General features: G+C 62.5%; 18 protein-coding genes. 4 read left to right on the top strand and 14 right to left on the bottom strand.

What is annotated here, in order from left to right:
• Positions 1-28: 28 nt before the first annotated feature.
• The 5 genes from thrS to ASD12_RS34760 all read right to left on the bottom strand — a co-directional run bounded on the left by thrS (position 29) and on the right by ASD12_RS34760 (position 4,102).
• Complete coding sequence (gene thrS / locus ASD12_RS03810) at positions 29-2,005, bottom strand: threonine--tRNA ligase (RefSeq protein ID WP_056582076.1); 1,977 nt, start codon at positions 2,003-2,005, stop codon at positions 29-31.
• A 170-nt stretch (positions 2,006-2,175) separates the two neighbouring features.
• Positions 2,176-3,003, bottom strand: a complete 828-nt coding sequence (gene blaOXA, locus ASD12_RS03805; protein ID WP_056582074.1) for a class D beta-lactamase — start codon at positions 3,001-3,003, stop codon at positions 2,176-2,178.
• 120 nt (positions 3,004-3,123) lie between these two features.
• A complete protein-coding gene (locus tag ASD12_RS33940) occupies positions 3,124-3,330 on the bottom strand; it encodes a hypothetical protein (protein ID WP_156398530.1) in 207 nt (68 codons plus the stop codon).
• A gap of 73 nt (positions 3,331-3,403) precedes the next feature.
• Positions 3,404-3,778, bottom strand: a complete 375-nt coding sequence (gene yidD, locus ASD12_RS03800; RefSeq protein ID WP_056582072.1) for a membrane protein insertion efficiency factor YidD — start codon at positions 3,776-3,778, stop codon at positions 3,404-3,406.
• 165 nt (positions 3,779-3,943) lie between these two features.
• The gene (locus tag ASD12_RS34760; protein ID WP_082525242.1) at positions 3,944-4,102 is read right to left on the bottom strand and encodes a hypothetical protein; all 159 of its coding nucleotides are present in this window, start codon (positions 4,100-4,102) and stop codon (positions 3,944-3,946) included.
• Positions 4,103-4,192: 90 nt separating this feature from the next.
• Here ASD12_RS34760 and ASD12_RS03795 point away from each other — a divergent pair, with 90 nt between their 5' ends.
• Positions 4,193-5,098 (top strand): LysR substrate-binding domain-containing protein, encoded by a 906-nt coding sequence (locus tag ASD12_RS03795; RefSeq protein ID WP_056582070.1) that lies wholly within the window; start codon positions 4,193-4,195, stop codon positions 5,096-5,098.
• Positions 5,099-5,115: 17 nt separating this feature from the next.
• Here ASD12_RS03795 and ASD12_RS03790 read toward each other — a convergent pair whose 3' ends face one another.
• Positions 5,116-5,562 carry an iron-sulfur cluster assembly scaffold protein gene (locus tag ASD12_RS03790; RefSeq protein WP_056582068.1) on the bottom strand — a complete coding sequence of 149 codons (447 nt, stop codon included), beginning with the start codon at positions 5,560-5,562 and terminating at the stop codon, positions 5,116-5,118.
• Between the two features lie 240 nt (positions 5,563-5,802).
• Between ASD12_RS03790 and folE the strand changes: the two genes are divergently transcribed.
• From folE to ASD12_RS03775, 3 genes are all read left to right on the top strand, one after another.
• Positions 5,803-6,438: a GTP cyclohydrolase I FolE gene (folE, locus tag ASD12_RS03785; protein ID WP_056582066.1), complete on the top strand. Its 636-nt coding sequence runs from the start codon at positions 5,803-5,805 to the stop codon at positions 6,436-6,438.
• A gap of 36 nt (positions 6,439-6,474) precedes the next feature.
• Positions 6,475-6,933, top strand: a complete 459-nt coding sequence (gene hisI / locus ASD12_RS03780; RefSeq protein WP_056582064.1) for a phosphoribosyl-AMP cyclohydrolase — start codon at positions 6,475-6,477, stop codon at positions 6,931-6,933.
• 84 nt (positions 6,934-7,017) lie between these two features.
• A complete protein-coding gene (locus ASD12_RS03775) occupies positions 7,018-7,986 on the top strand; it encodes a patatin family protein (protein WP_056582062.1) in 969 nt (322 codons plus the stop codon).
• 70 nt (positions 7,987-8,056) lie between these two features.
• On the opposite strand, the gene recJ is transcribed toward ASD12_RS03775, so the two are convergent.
• The 8 genes from recJ to ASD12_RS03740 form a co-directional block, all read right to left on the bottom strand.
• On the bottom strand, positions 8,057-9,841 hold the full coding sequence (recJ, locus tag ASD12_RS03770; protein WP_056582061.1) for a single-stranded-DNA-specific exonuclease RecJ: 1,785 nt from the start codon (positions 9,839-9,841) through the stop codon (positions 8,057-8,059).
• A 178-nt stretch (positions 9,842-10,019) separates the two neighbouring features.
• Entirely contained in the window at positions 10,020-10,244 is a 225-nt protein-coding gene (locus ASD12_RS03765) for a DUF6434 domain-containing protein (RefSeq protein WP_056582387.1), read from the bottom strand.
• 72 nt (positions 10,245-10,316) lie between these two features.
• The gene (glpX, locus tag ASD12_RS03760; RefSeq protein ID WP_056582059.1) at positions 10,317-11,300 is read right to left on the bottom strand and encodes a class II fructose-bisphosphatase; all 984 of its coding nucleotides are present in this window, start codon (positions 11,298-11,300) and stop codon (positions 10,317-10,319) included.
• 203 nt (positions 11,301-11,503) lie between these two features.
• Positions 11,504-11,671: a Thivi_2564 family membrane protein gene (locus ASD12_RS34755; protein WP_082525241.1), complete on the bottom strand. Its 168-nt coding sequence runs from the start codon at positions 11,669-11,671 to the stop codon at positions 11,504-11,506.
• A gap of 72 nt (positions 11,672-11,743) precedes the next feature.
• Positions 11,744-12,100, bottom strand: a complete 357-nt coding sequence (locus ASD12_RS03755; protein ID WP_056582057.1) for a hypothetical protein — start codon at positions 12,098-12,100, stop codon at positions 11,744-11,746.
• A gap of 135 nt (positions 12,101-12,235) precedes the next feature.
• On the bottom strand, positions 12,236-13,549 hold the full coding sequence (locus ASD12_RS03750) for a homoserine dehydrogenase (RefSeq protein WP_056582056.1): 1,314 nt from the start codon (positions 13,547-13,549) through the stop codon (positions 12,236-12,238).
• A 52-nt stretch (positions 13,550-13,601) separates the two neighbouring features.
• A complete protein-coding gene (locus tag ASD12_RS03745; protein ID WP_056582054.1) occupies positions 13,602-14,819 on the bottom strand; it encodes an LL-diaminopimelate aminotransferase in 1,218 nt (405 codons plus the stop codon).
• Between the two features lie 45 nt (positions 14,820-14,864).
• Positions 14,865-15,251, bottom strand: a complete 387-nt coding sequence (locus ASD12_RS03740; protein WP_056582052.1) for a hypothetical protein — start codon at positions 15,249-15,251, stop codon at positions 14,865-14,867.
• Positions 15,252-15,336: the final 85 nt, after the last annotated feature.

Genomic DNA, 15,336 nt, shown 5'->3' with positions numbered 1-15,336 from the left:
CACCGCCATTTCGTCGGAACTGTGCCAATTACGCCGCGCGTTTGCGCCTGCGGTCGGGCGTGATCGCTTCTTCGGTCAACTGCGCGATCGCCTGGTCAAGGCCAAGCGATTCCTGATCGCGCGAGCCCAGCCGGCGCATGTTGACGGTCTGCTCCTCCGCCTCACGCTTGCCGCAGACGAGGATGACCGGCACCTTGGCCAAGCTGTGTTCGCGGACCTTGTAATTGATCTTCTCGTTGCGCAGATCCGCTTCTGCCAACAGGCCCGCGGCCTTCAGCCTTGCCACCACCTCGGTCGCATAGCCGTCGGCATCGGACGTGATCGTCGCCACCACCACTTGCAGTGGCGCGAACCACAGCGGGAAATGGCCGGAATAGTTCTCGATCAGGATGCCGAGGAAACGCTCCATCGAGCCGCAGATAGCACGGTGCACCATGACAGGCTGCTTCTTCTCGGAATCCGAGCCGATGTAGAAGGCGCCAAACCGTTCTGGCAGGTTGAAGTCGACCTGCGTCGTGCCACACTGCCATTCGCGGCCGATGGCATCCTTCAGCACATATTCGAATTTCGGCCCGTAGAACGCGCCCTCGCCCGGATTGATCGAGGTCTTGATCCGATTGCCGGACCGCGTCCTGATCGTCTCCAGCACGCTGCCCATGATCGCCTCTGCGTGGTCCCACGCTTCGTCGGTGCCGACGCGCTTGTCCGGCCGCGTCGACAGCTTCACGCTGATTTCGTCGAAACCGAAATCGGCATAGGTCGACAGGATCAGGTCGTTGATGCGCAGGCATTCCGCTGCCAGCTGTTCTTCAGTGCAGAAGATGTGCGCATCGTCCTGCGTGAAGCCGCGCACGCGCATCAGCCCATGCAGCGCGCCGGATGGCTCGTAGCGATGCACATTGCCAAATTCTGCAAGTTTTACGGGCAGATCGCGATAAGACTTCAACCCGTGCTTGAAAATCTGCACATGGCCCGGGCAATTCATCGGCTTTAGCGCGAAGACGCGGTCGTCATCGGTGTCGTCGCCGGCGACCGTCACCTTGAACATGGCGTCGCGATACCAGCCCCAGTGGCCTGACGTCTCCCACAGGCTCTTGTCTAGAACCTGCGGCGCGTTGACCTCCTGATAGCCCTGCTCGTCGAGGCGGCGGCGCATGTAGTTGACCAGATTCTGGAACATCTTCCAGCCCTTGGCGTGCCAGAAGACGACGCCAGGGCCCTCTTCCTGGAAATGGAAAAGGTCCATCTCGCGGCCGATCTTCCTGTGGTCGCGCTTCTCGGCCTCCTCCAGCATCATCTGGTAGGCTTCGAGCTGCGCCTGGTCGGCCCAGGCGGTGCCGTAGATGCGCGTCAGCATCGGGTTGTTCGAGTCGCCGCGCCAATAGGCGCCGGCCACCTTCATCAGTTTGAAGGCGTTGCCGATCTGCCCGGTCGAGGCCATGTGCGGGCCACGGCAAAGGTCGAACCAGCCGCCCTGCGCGTAGATCTTGAGATCCTGATCCTCGGGAATGGCGTCGATCAGCTCCAGCTTGTAGCGTTCGCCCTTGTCGGCAAATACTTTTTTCGCCTTGTCGCGCGACCAGACCTCTTTCGTGAACGGCTTGTTGCGCGCAATGATCTCGCGCATCTTCTTCTCGATCACCGGAAAATCGTCAGGCGTGAACGGCTCGTTGCGGGCAAAGTCGTAATAGAAGCCGTTCTCAATCACCGGCCCGATGGTCACCTGCGTTCCCGGCCACAACTCCTGCACGGCTTCCGCCAGCACATGTGCAGCGTCGTGGCGGATCAGCTCCAGCGCGCGCGGGTCGTCGCGGGTGACGATCTCGACCTTGCCGGATTTGCCGAGCGGATCGCTGAGGTCGCGCACGGTGCCGTCGATCGAGTAGGCGACGGCCTTCTTGGCCAGCGACTTGGAGATCGATTCGGCCAGGCCAGCACCGGTCATCGCCGCGTCGTATTCGCGAACGGAACCATCGGGAAATGTCAGGAAAATGGAATTCAGCATGTGTATCTCCTATCCAGTCCCGCAAACGAGCGCGGGTGGTTGAAAATGCATGTCGTCCAAAAATGGGTTTGGAGCCACGACATGCAAAGAGTAAGCCGGATGCGTCCGGCGGCGGCTGTCTTTTATGGACAGATTCCTCCGCCGTAAAGCCCGGCTCAGGTGTCAGGCCTTCATTTGATCAGCAGCGGCAGATCCTTCAGGAATGCGGCCCGGGTCTTGAGGCCCTTCGGCATATCGGTGCGGTTGGTGTCGACGACAAGCCGCGCAAAAACGATCTGGCGACCATCCTTTTGCGCCCAGCCGACGAACCAGCCGAGTGAGCGCTTGTCCTGGACCTTGTCGGCAGCGTTGCGCAGCCTGGTACTGCCGGTCTTGCCTTGCACCGTCCAGCCTCCGGCCTGGAAGGTCGGGATGATCGCTGATGTCATGTCGTAAGCCCTGGCCGAGACAGGCAGCTTGCGGGCCAGCAGCTTGCGCAGGAAATCGACCTGCTCGACCGGCGTGATCGTGAGCGAGGAATTCACCCAGGACTGGGTCAGACCATCATTCTTACCGGGATTGCCGGAAACATCGGCGTTGCCGTAGTCGAATTTCGAGACATAGCCGGCAAAACTCTGCGGCCCAAGCCGGCGGGTGATTTCTCGGGAAAACCACAGAATCGAATCCCGCTCCCAGACCACCGGATCGACGGTCTTCTGATCCCGCTTCACCGCGTTGAATTCAGGCTTGTAATCCCAGCTCGGCGTGTGCTCGTCGCTCAGGATCCCGCTATCATAACCGATCAGCGACAGCGGCACCTTGAACGTCGAAGCCGGGCTGAACCGTTGGTCGCACACACCATCCTGGTAAAGCGTCTTGCCGCTCGCCGCGTCAGCGATCACCGTACATTGAACGTCCCTCAGCGGCGCCGATTGCGCGCGCAGCGGAAATCCCAGCAGCCAGGCGAGCAGGAACAGGATTCCGGCAAAGATGAAGGGAAGACGGTCGAAATTGCGCATTGATGCTCGCTCCAGGAGAGTGTTCGCGAGCGGCTTACCGAGGTCTCTTGTCTCGATTTTGTCTCAAATGCGCAGTCTTTGTGCAGGCTTGCATTAACCCTACCAGATCGTAAACACAGCCTAGAGGATTACCGGCCTTCGAACGGGCTTGCGCGGCTGCGGATCAGGTTTTGAAGCGCTTTTGGTGGCCTGACCTGATCTTGTCGGGTTTTCATTCATAGCTTTCGGCACGTCGCGCGGCTGCGGCGTTATTCCGAGAAATTCGGGCAGCAATCCATCGCCCCGTTTTGCAGCGTGGATGTGAATGGCAAGAAACAGCGACATCATGGCAAACCTCATATCCTGGAGCTCTCAGTGTCGCCTCGGCCCGCAGGCGTCGCCACCCGTTTCCGGACTATCCTCAGTTGTTCGCTTTGCCGCTCTTTCTGCCGATCCGCCAGTACCGCCATGGCATGAACCAGACATAACGCTCCGCCAAGGCTTCCGGCACGCGGTCGATGCCATGCGTGCCGAATGGCCCGCAGCGCAGCACGCGGAAAAACCCCATCCAGCCGCCGGCCCACAGGCCGTGGCGGGCGATCGCCTCATGCGCATATTCCGAACAGGTCGGCAGATGCCGGCAGGAATTGCCGACAAAGCCGGAAAGCGTCAGTTGATAAAGGCGCACGAGCGACGTGCCGAGCAGACGGCCCGGCGTCTTGCGCCACGGGCCGGGCCAGTTGCGGCCGCGCTTTGGCGGTCCGGCACTATGCGCATGCCCATGCTGGTCGCCCACCGCAGTCTCCGTCCCAGAGCATGATCCCGAAAAGTGGAAGCCGGCTTTCTTGGACAAACGGAAACCGTTTGTCCAAAAACCATGCTCAAACAAGTGCATTCCCTCGCGATAGATGTGGGCTTCCACTGGAGAACGCAATCCCCGCTCCTTGCGCGCCTCCCGCCGTCACGGACGGAAACGTCGAAACGGCTGCCGGTCAGCCGAAGGCGCCCAGCGGCCACGACTGGTCGGCTCATCGCAGCGTTCTTCACGCTGTCTCTCGTCGCGCCATTGAAACGTTGCGATCCGCATGACATCGCCAAAGATGCTCAGCAACTGGATCATGATCGGTCTCCTTTGACGCGATTAGACCGCCGCTGGCCTTCGCCTTCAAACGAGTATAATTTCAACTTCGGATAATCCTGGATTATGCGAATGAAGCGCGGGCGCTTGCCGCTGACGGCATTGAGGAGCTTCGAGGCAGCGGGCCGGCATCTGAGCTTCAGCCGAGCCGCCGAGGAGCTTTTCGTCTCGCAGGCCGCGATCAGCCGGCAGATCCGCGAACTCGAAACCTTCCTGCGTCAGCCCCTGTTCGAACGTCGCCATCGCCGTGTCGAACTGACCGACACCGGCCGGCGTCTGCTGGATCAGCTCGTCAGAAGTTTCGACGCCATCGACACCTTGCTTGGGGAACTGGTGGCGACGCCGCTGCAGTCCGTGGTTCGCGTCAGTGTGGAGCCGTCGCTCGCATCCGTGTGGCTGGTCCCCCGGCTCAATCAATTTCGCGAATTGCGGCCCGATATCGACGTCTCTCTCGAAGTCGATCCAAGGCTGATCGAGTTCCGCAGCGATCAGCCGGAGCTTGCCCTGCGCTTCAGCGCACATGCCACCTCGTGGCCGCGCAGCCAGGCTGAGCGGCTTGCCTCGACGGTCGATTCACCGGTTCTATCGCCGGCGCTGCTTGCCTCGGGCCCTGCCCTCGAGAAACCCATTGATCTTGGTCGCTACACGCTTTTGCACGAGGAGAACCGTCAGGGTTGGGCGCGCTGGTTCGAAGCGGCCGGCGTGCCTGCCGACGCCGTGCCCGCGCGCGGTCCGATGCTGGCGGACGCGTCGCTTTCAAAGCAGGCCGCCCTGCTCGGACATGGCGTGGCACTGGGCGATCTCCTGCAGATCGGCGGGGAAATCGCATCCGGCGCGCTGATCAAGCCGTTCGATATCGACGTCGCGTCCGGTGCCTACTGGCTGGTCGCCAGGAGCCTGCGCGACCTGTCGGAGCCGGCCGCCGCGTTCGCTGACTGGGTGCGCGGCGAATTTGCCGAAACCAGACGTGCTCTGTAACGGTCGGTTATCGGCCCTCAGGCTGCTCCTTCGGCGCGCTGCTTCTCGATCTGGCCGATCGCGTCGACCACGGCATCGAAAGTCAGCATGGTCGAGGCATGACGGGCCTTGTAGTCGCGCACCGGCTCCAGATATTTCAGGTCCGCGAAGCGACCGTCCGGCGGGGCGCCATTTTCCTTCAGCATTTTCAGCATCGTGTCGCGCACCGCGCGCAATTCCTCGGTGCTCGCGCCAACGACATGCTGCGCCATGATCGAGGATGACGCCTGGCCGAGCGCGCAGGCCTTCACGTCATGGGCAAAGTCCGTGACCACGCCATCCTGCATCTTGAGGTCGACGGTGACGGTCGAGCCGCACAGCTTGGAATGCGCCTTGGCGGTCGCGTCGGGATGATCGAGGCGGCCGATGCGGGCGATGTTTCCGGCAAAACCGAGAATTTTTGCATTGTAGATGTCGTTTATCATTATTTTCCAATCCGTCGCCGCCAAGCGAACAGCGATTGCCGCTGTCGTGTCTTCCTTTCGCTCATCATGACCATATATAATGCTGGCAGTCCGGTATCGACAAGACAACGAAAGCCAGTGTCCTTGCCGGGAAGTTCACGCCACTTGCGGGGCTGGAAACCGGGCGAGTTTCCGACACCGAAAGGTCGTGGTCCGTTCAACTCGTTCCTCCGCCGAGAGGGACTACGGGAGACGCCTTTTATGGATGCCGTCATCAAGAAACTCATGCCCCAGTCAGCCTATATGGAGAAGCCGGTTACCGACCGGCCGAGCGAAGCCGAAGTCGAGGCCGCCGTGCGCACGCTTTTGCGCTGGACCGGCGACAATCCGGACCGCGAAGGGTTGATCGACACGCCCAAGCGCGTGGCCAAGGCCTATCGCGAAATGTTCGGCGGCTACGACATGTGCCCGGCCGAAGAACTCGGCCGCACCTTCGAGGAGGTTGCCGGCTACGATGACTTGGTCATCGTCAAGGACATAACATTCCATTCGCATTGCGAGCATCACATGGTGCCGATCATCGGCAAGGCGCATGTCGGGTATCTGCCGGATGGCAAGGTTGTCGGCCTGTCCAAGATCGCGCGCGTCGTCGACATCTTCGCCCACCGCCTGCAGACCCAGGAAGCCCTGACTGCGCAGATCGCCGGCGTCATCCAGGACGTGCTCAATCCGCGCGGCGTCGCCGTCATGATCGAGGCCGAGCACATGTGCATGGCCATGCGCGGCATTCGCAAACAGGGTTCAACCACGCTGACCTCGACCTTCACCGGTGTCTTCAAGGACACGCCCGAAGAGCAGGTCCGTTTCGTCACCATGGTGCGCGGCAGCGGGGTCTGAATCGCGCTCGCCGGCCACTAGGAACAAGGACCGGCGATGTCGGCACTGGAATTTCCAAAAGCTCCCTCAGACAAGAAAGCGCTCGAGGAAGGCGCAGTGTTTTCACCGCGCTTCGACGCTGCCGGCCTCGTTACGGTCGTCGTCACCGACGCCCAGGACGGCATGCTGTTGATGGTTGCGCACATGAATGCGCAGGCGCTGGCGCTGACGCTGGAGACAGGCATCGCTCACTACTGGTCACGCTCGCGCAACGCGCTTTGGAAAAAGGGGGAAACCTCGGGCAATTTTCAGCATGTCGTCGAGATGCGCGCCGATTGCGACCAGGATGCATTGTGGCTGCGCGTCAAAGTGTTGGGCCACGACGCAACCTGTCACACCGGTCGGCGTTCATGCTTTTATCGGACGGTGGGGCTGGTCGATGGCAAGGGGACGCTTGCCGACGACGGCAGCAAACCGCTGTTCGATGCGGAAAACACGTATCGAAAGCCTTTGTGAACCATTCAATATTCACAAGCCACTCATGTTCACTATTCTCAAACGTACTTCCTGTAGAAGGGGAGTGGGACAAGGGAGATTATGATGCTCGAGTGGGCGTCATTTCGTAGCAGGACAGACGTTCGGGAAGCCAACGGCCTCTCCTCGTCCGGCGCGTCCGAAACGAAACATCCGAAGAAAACAGGCATTTCGCTCGCGTTGGGCGGCGGTTGCGCCCGCGGCTGGGCGCATATCGGCGTGTTGCGCGCGCTCGACGAAGCCGGCATCGAAGTGTCGATGATCGCCGGCACCTCGATCGGCGCGCTGGTCGGCGGCTGCTATCTCGCTGGCAAGCTGGACGAACTCGAAGAATTCGCCCGCAGCCTGACCAAGCGCCGCATCTTCGGCCTGCTCGATCTCAACCTGCGCGGCAGCGGCCTGTTCGGCGGCATGAAGCTCGACGCCCGACTGCGCGAGCACATGGCTGGCATTCGTTTCGAGGATCTGGCCAAGCCGTTCGTCGCAGTCACGTCGGAAATCCGCACCGGCCACGAAATCTGGCTGTCGAGCGGCTCGCTGATCACCGCCATGCGCGCTTCCTACGCGCTGCCCGGCGTGTTCGAGCCGGTGAATTGCAACGGCCGCGTGCTGGTTGACGGTGCTCTGGTCAACCCGGTGCCGGTTTCGGTCTGCCGCGCCTATGAGCAGCCACTCGTGGTGGCGGTCAATCTTCACTATGATTTGTTCGGCCGTGCCGCCGTCATCAAGCACAGCGCCGGCGAACTGGTCATCGAAAAGGACGCACCAAGACCGGGCCAGGTCGATGCCGAGCACCAGTCGCATCAGACGCGACTCGGCATCACCGGCGTCATGGTCGAGGCCTTCAACATCATCCAGGACCGCATTTCGCGCGCCAGGCTTGCCGGCGACCCGCCCGACATGTCGCTGCAGCCGAAGCTCAGCCATATCGGCCTGACCGAGTTCCACCGCGCCGACGAGGCGATCAACCTCGGTTATCAGGCGACGATGGCCCAGATCGGCGAACTGACCCGGCTGCAGTCCGTTCTCGCCTAGGTATACCTGCCGTGCAACAAATGATCGGTGCGCTGCTGCGTTGCGCATCGGCTGCCCAATCTGCGCGACCTCACGCGCGCGCCGCATCGACAATGCGAAATTGCACCGTGCGGTTGCCACTCCAGTAATTGCCCGACAGCGAACCGGCGACGTGGATTGTCTTGCCCCGGTTCTTGAACAGGAATTCGCCAAGGGCGGTGTCGACGGCGCGAAAGGCGATCGCCTGGATGCGACCGCCGCTTTCCGATTGCAGCTCGACGCGGATGTGGTTGGTGCCGACCGGCCGCGCATCTGCCAACCGGTGACGCGGCAGCGCGAAAACGGGTGCTGCATGCCCGGCGCCGAACGGTCCGGCCTTTTCCAGCGCGTCGAGCAGACTGAGCGTCGCGCCTTCGGCGGCAAGCGCGCCGTCGATCGCCAGACTTTCCTCGCCTTGCAGCCGGAACACATCGGCCGCCGCCCGTTCTTCGAAAAACGCCCTGAGCTCGCCAAGCTTCGCCCGCTCCACGGTGATGCCCGCCGCCATTCCGTGGCCGCCGCCCTTGACGATCAGCCCGGCACCGGCCGCCTCGCGCACCAGCCGACCGAGGTCGAAACCCGACACCGAGCGGCCCGAGCCGGTGCCGGTGCCGTTGGCGTTGAAGGCGATGGCGAAGGCCGGCCGCCGCGCATGATCCTTCAGCCGTGAGGCGAGCAGACCGACAATGCCCGGATGCCAGTTGTTGCTGGCGGTGACGACGATCGCCGGGCCATTGCCGCCGGCAAGCTCTGCATCGGCCTCCGCGCGTGCTGCGGCGAGCATCTCCTGCTCCATCAGCTGCCGCTCCTGGTTGAGCCGATCGAGCGTCTCGGCAATGGTGCGCGCCTCGACCGGGTCGTCGGTCGCAAGCAGCCGGCTGCCAAGTGCGGCATCGCCGATGCGCCCGCCGGCATTGATGCGCGGGCCAATCAGATAGGCCAGATGGAAAGTGCTGATCGGCTCGCCGATCCGCGACACCCGTGCCAGTGCCGCCAGCCCTTCATTCTTCTGCTGGCGCGCCATCTGTAGCCCCTTGACCACGAAGGCACGGTTGACGCCGGTCAGCGGCACCACGTCGCAGACGGTGGCCAGTGCCACGATATCAAGCAGCGAAAGCAGGTCCGGCGGCGTAGCATCGGCCATGCGGCCGCGCAGGATCTTGGCCGTCTGCACAAGGGCGAGGAAGACCACGCCGGCGGCACAGAGATGGCCCTGTCCGGAAAGATCGTCGTCGCGGTTGGGATTGACGACGGCGATTGCCGCCGGCAAGGCACCGCCGACCTGATGGTGGTCGAGCACCACGACATCGGCCCCGGCCTCGTTGGCGGCATCGATGGAAACGGCACTGTTGGTGCCGCAATCGACAGTGACGATCAGTGTCGCGCCACGCGAAACCAGTTCGCGCATGGCGTCGGGGTTGGGACCATAGCCCTCGAAAATGCGATCTGGGATGTAGATTTCCGACGGCACCGAGAAATGCGCAAGGAACCGTTTCAGCAAGGCCGACGAGGCGGCGCCGTCGACATCATAGTCGCCGAAGATCGCCACCTTTTCTCTGGCCATCACCGCGGCGGCGATGCGAGCCGCCGCCCGGTCCATGTCGGTCAGCGATGCCGGATCCGGCAGAAGATCGCGGATCGTCGGGTCGAGAAACCGCTCGGTCTGCTCGGCGGTGACGCCACGACCGGCAAGCACCCGCGCGACGATGTCGGGCACGCCATGGCCCTGCGCGATGGCGAGCGCGATCATGTCTTGCCGCTCGGTCAGCCGATGCTCCCAGGAGACCCCGGTAGCCGACTGCCTGACATCGAGGAAGAGGCGTTTCTCGCCGGTCATTCGCTTTGCCAACTCATGATTGGCCGCAGGATAGTGCATGTCGCCCGAAAGTGTGCAGCGGTTTTGGGACAACGACATGCATAAAAGCGCGTCGCGTGAACGCGACGCGCTTTAGGCCAAAGGCAGGCAAAGCCAAGCGGTTCACGGATGTGCGCCGTCGCGGATGATGTCAAGAAAACTACGCTTTCCGCTTTTCAGCCTGGCGCCGAAGCCACTCGTCGGCCGCATCGCCCATCGTCTTGTCTGCACCGTCCTTGAGCCAGGCCATGAACGGCCGGTCGAACCTGAACGCATCGCCGCATTCGCGGATGAGAAAGCGGTGCACGTTCTGGGTGTTGCGATAGGACTTCGTTATGGCGGTGGCGCGCGAGATCGGATCCGCGTGCCAGTCGAACGGTTTCATCGTCAAATCCCCGCAGCCAGCATCGAATGCGCCCAAATGGTGACAACTGCAAGGTGGCTTCGCAAGCGAGCGTCAGAACTTATCCAGATCCTGGTGCCTGGCCTTGATCTCGCGCACCGTCCGCGACGATGAGCGCAGCACGATCGTGTGGGTGGTGATGTAATTCTGGCCGAACTTGACGCCAGCCAGCATATTGCCGTCGGTGACACCGGTGGCCGCGAACAGCACATCGCCGCGCGCCATGTCCTCCGTCCGATAGACGCGTTTCGGATTGGAAATACCCATCTTTGCCGCGCGAGTGACCTTTTCCGGCGTGTCGAGGATCAGCCGGCCCTGCATCTGGCCGCCGGTGCAACGCAGCGCGGCCGCCGCCAGCACGCCCTCGGGTGCGCCGCCAGTGCCGAGATAGATGTCGATGCCGGTTTCTTCCGGATCCGTGGTGTGGATGACGCCGGCGACATCGCCGTCGCCGATCAGCCGGATCGCGGCGCCCGTGGCGCGCACGGCATCGATCAGCTTGGCATGACGTGGCCGGTCGAGAATGCAGGTGGTGATGTCCGATATAGCGACGCCCTTGGCCCGGGCGAGGCTCGCGATGTTTTCGGCCGGCGAGGCATCGATGTCGATGACGCCGTCCGCATAGCCCGGGCCGATGGCGATCTTGTCCATGTAGACATCGGGTGCGAACAGCAGGCTGCCCTTCTCGGCGATCGCGATGACGGCGAGCGCATTGGGCAGGTTCTTGGCGCAGATCGTCGTGCCTTCGAGCGGATCGAGTGCGATATCGACGGCCGGACCTTTGCCCGAGCCGACTTCCTCGCCGATATAGAGCATTGGCGCCTCGTCCCTCTCGCCCTCGCCGATCACCACCGTGCCCCTGATGGCAAGCCGGTTGAGCTCCTGGCGCATGGCATCCACGGCGACCTGGTCGGCCGCCTTTTCGTCGCCGCGCCCACGCAGCCTGGCAGCGGCGACGGCGGCCCGTTCGGTGACGCGCACCAGTTCCATGGTGAGTATCCGGTCAAGACCGGCGACGATGTTCTGGGCAACATTCATCTGGTGATATCCTCGTTCGCAATGCGGCCTCCCGCCGGAGGCGGCCTGTTTTGTCAAACGAGCATGACAACGGCAAGACCTGCCATGAGTTTTATCGAATAGCCAGTAATATCAATCGATTAAACCGACTTCCAAAACGGCGCCGGCCCGGTCGCAATGAACCGGGCCGGGTTGAAAAAGTCAAAATCGGCACCTTTCGCGGCCTAGAAAACCGCAAGGTATTTGAGCAACGAAATGATGCCGATGATGATCACGATGACCTGAGCGATCTGCCTCATGCGGGCATCGAGCGGCAGGCGCTGAACCAGATAGAGAACGAGGATGATGACGAGGAATGTGATCAGGATGCTGATCAACGCGGATGAAGCCATGGTGCCCTCCTTAACGATGACGTACTGAAAACAGGCAAATGAGCCGGAGAAACCGGCCCTATCGCGACGCGACTAATACCAGCGGCGCGACGTGTCGTTCATCGACTGGCCAATGGCGAAGCCGGCCAGAAAGCCGAGCAGGCCGATCACGCCGACCACGGCTGTCGTCGTACCGGGATTTTCGCGTGCGACTTCCGAAACAGCATGGGCCTGGCTGCGCAGCTGTTGGGCGGTTCGCGATGCGCGGGCCGCCGCCGTGTCATAGAAATCGGAAGCCTGTTCGCTGGCGTCATCGAGCATCTCCGCACTCCGCGCCGAAATGCTCTTGTTGATCTTGGTGATCTCCTTGCGCAGTTCGTCAATCTGCTTTTCCAGCGTCTTTTGGATGTCGTCGATGTGTGGGGTGTCGGATTTGTTGGTATCGGCCATGAAGCGGCTCCCTCTGGTTACTGTCCAAGAGAACGGCGGCGGCGCGAATTCGTTCCGGCCGGGCGCGGCTGTTTGCCGTCCGAATGGCCTCAATGCGTGCGGGATTCTTGTCCCACGCGGCTACCGGGCGCGAAACTATCCTGCCCGCTCGATGCGGATGACCTGCGGCTTGTCGGTCAGATGGCCGTCCTTGGTGATGCCATCGACGGCCTTGCGCACGGCCGCCTCGGTCGTCTCGTGGGTGACGAGGATCACCGTCTTCTGTGCTGCCGCCTCGCCATTGACCGCGTGCTGGACGATCGATTCCAGCGAAATGTCGTTGTCGGCCATGCGCTTGGCTATTGCCGCAAACACGCCAATGCGATCATGCACGGTCAGCCGGATGAAGTAGCCGCCGGCATGGCTGCGCATCTGCGCCTTCTTGTACGGTTTCAGTTCCTTCGCCGGCCGGCCGAAGACCGGACCGTGCTGGAAGCCGGGCCGGCTCTTGGCGATGTCGGCGATGTCGCCGATGACGGCCGAGGCGGTGGCGTTGCCGCCCGCACCGGGGCCGGACAGCAGCAACTCGCCAAGAATGTCGGTCTCGATCGCCACCGCATTGGTGACGCCATGCACCTGCGCGATGACCGAGGAGGTCGGCACCATGGTCGGATGCACGCGCTGCTCGATGCCGCTCTCGGTGCGCTGGGCGACACCAAGCAGCTTGATCCGGTAGCCAAGATCGCCGGCCGCACGGATGTCGGCCTGGGTGATGTTGGAAATGCCTTCCATATAGATGTCGTTGGCGGCGATCCTGGTGCCGAAGGCAAGGCTGGTCAGGATCGACAGCTTGTGCGCGGTGTCGTGGCCCTCGATGTCGAACGTCGGATCGGCTTCGGCATAGCCCAGCCGCTGCGCGTCCTTCAGGCAGGCGTCGAACGAAATGCCCTCGGCCTCCATGCGGGTCAGGATATAGTTGCAGGTGCCGTTGAGGATGCCGAACACGCGGGTGACCGAATTGCCGGCCATCGCCTCGCGCATCGTCTTGATGACGGGGATGCCGCCAGCCACCGCCGCCTCGTAGTTGAGCAGCACGCCCTTCTTCTCGGCGATCTCGGCCAGCGCCACGCCATGCTTGGCGAGCAGCGCCTTGTTGGCGGTGACGACGTGACGGCCGGCTTCGAGTGCCGCCTTCACCGACGAGCGCGCCGGCCCCTCGTCGCCGCCGATCAGTTCGACGAACACGTCGATTTCGGCGGCCTGCGCCATCTTGACCGGATCGTCGAACCACTTTGCCGAGCTCAGATCGACGCCGCGGTCACGCTTCTGGTCGCGCGCCGAGACGGCGGTGACGATCACGTCACGACCGCACTGGCGGGTCAGTTCCACTGCCTTGTCGCGCAGCACACGCGCCACCGACGCGCCAACCGTACCGAGGCCGGCAATTCCAACACGCAATGCTTCAGCCATAGAAGGCAACGTCCCTCAAGTCAGATCGAAATCGAAATGGTGTGCGGCAAGCTTACCGGTGGGCGGAAAGCGGAACCACATTGTTGGGCTGCTTGGCGCTGGTCAACAGGAAGCGCTTGATGTTGCGCGCCGCCTGGCGGATCCGGTGCTCGTTCTCGACCAGCGCGATGCGGACGTGATCATCGCCATGTTCGCCGAAGCCGACACCGGGCGCCACCGCCACGTCGGCATGTTCGATGAGCAGCTTGGAGAATTCGAGCGAGCCGAGATGGCGGAACGGCTCAGGGATCGGCGCCCAGGCAAACATCGACGCCGCCGGTGCCGGAATGGTCCAGCCGGCGCGGCCGAAGGCATCGACCATCACGTCGCGGCGCTTGTGATAGATGTCGCGGACCTCGGCAATGTCGGCGCCGTCGCCGTTGAGCGCGTGTGCCGCCGCCACCTGGATCGGCGTGAAGGCGCCGTAATCGAGATAGGATTTCACCCTGGTCAGCGCCGAGATCAGCCGCTCGTTGCCAACGGCAAAGCCCATGCGCCAGCCCGGCATCGAGAAGGTCTTCGACATCGAGGTGAATTCGACGCAGACATCGATCGCGCCCTGAACCTGCAGCACCGAAGGCGGTGGATTGCCGTCGAAATAGATTTCTGAATAGGCAAGGTCGGACAGGATGATGATGTCGTTCTTCTTGGCGAAGGCCACCACATCCTTGTAGAAATCAAGCGAAGCGACCAGCGCCGTCGGGTTCGACGGATAGTTGAGGATCAGCGCCAGCGGCTTCGGGATCGAATGCTTGACACCGCGCTCGAGCGCCGGGATGAAGCCGTCATCGGGCTCCACCTGCAGCGAGCGGATGACGCCGCCCGACATGATGAAGCCGAAGGCGTGGATCGGATAGGTCGGATTCGGGCACAGGATCACGTCGCCCGGCGCCGTGATTGCCTGCGCCATGTTGGCGAAGCCTTCCTTCGAACCAAGCGTGGCCACCACTTGCGTGTCGGGGTTGAGCTTCACGCCGAAGCGCCTGCTATAGTAGGCGGCCTGGGCGCGGCGCAGGCCCGGAATGCCGCGCGACGAGGAATAGCGGTGCGTACGCGGATCGCGCACGACCTCGCACAGCTTGTCGACGATGGCCTTGGGCGTCGGCAGATCCGGATTGCCCATGCCGAGGTCGATGATGTCGGCGCCGCGCGAACGGGCGCTGGCCTTGAGCCGGTTGACCTGCTCGAAGACGTAAGGCGGAAGCCGGCGAACCTTGTGAAATTCTTCCATGGCAGTTCCAGACAGCAAAGGGGGTATTGGGCGCGCGCTATATACTTATTTGCAGGTAGGGTCGAGGGCGGGGTCGCATTTGGCTTCGATCTGCTTCAGCGTTTCGTCGCCATGCTTCTTGGCGAGATCCGTCAGCGTCGCCTGGTTGGCGACCTTCGGACCGCCGCCTTTGGCCGCCTGCGCATTCTTGTCCGCCTTCAATTGCGCAAGCCTGGCGTTCTTCTCGGCTTCGGTGAACTGCGGCGCCGCCACTTGCGGCTTGATGTTCAGGTTCGGAAAGGTGCCGGTATCCTTCGGACCCGTACCAGCCGCGACGGACGTCGGGCCGTCGGTGCTGGAGCACCCGGCAATCCCCATGAGGACGATCGCCGCGCCGATGCGGCAAAAACGTCCGGCATCGAAAAAAACAGTCTCGCCAATATTAATCGTCATATTGTTTCCTTGGCAGCCGAGGTAGAGCGAGATTGGACCCGGTCGGATGTCCCATGTTAATATGTCAAGAAAAGGCCTCGGGAGG

This window comes from Mesorhizobium sp. Root102 (assembly GCF_001425625.1).
Classification (GTDB): domain Bacteria; phylum Pseudomonadota; class Alphaproteobacteria; order Rhizobiales; family Rhizobiaceae; genus Mesorhizobium.
Note: the sequence above shows the minus strand (reverse complement) of the source record. Positions and strands in the feature narration are given on the sequence as shown.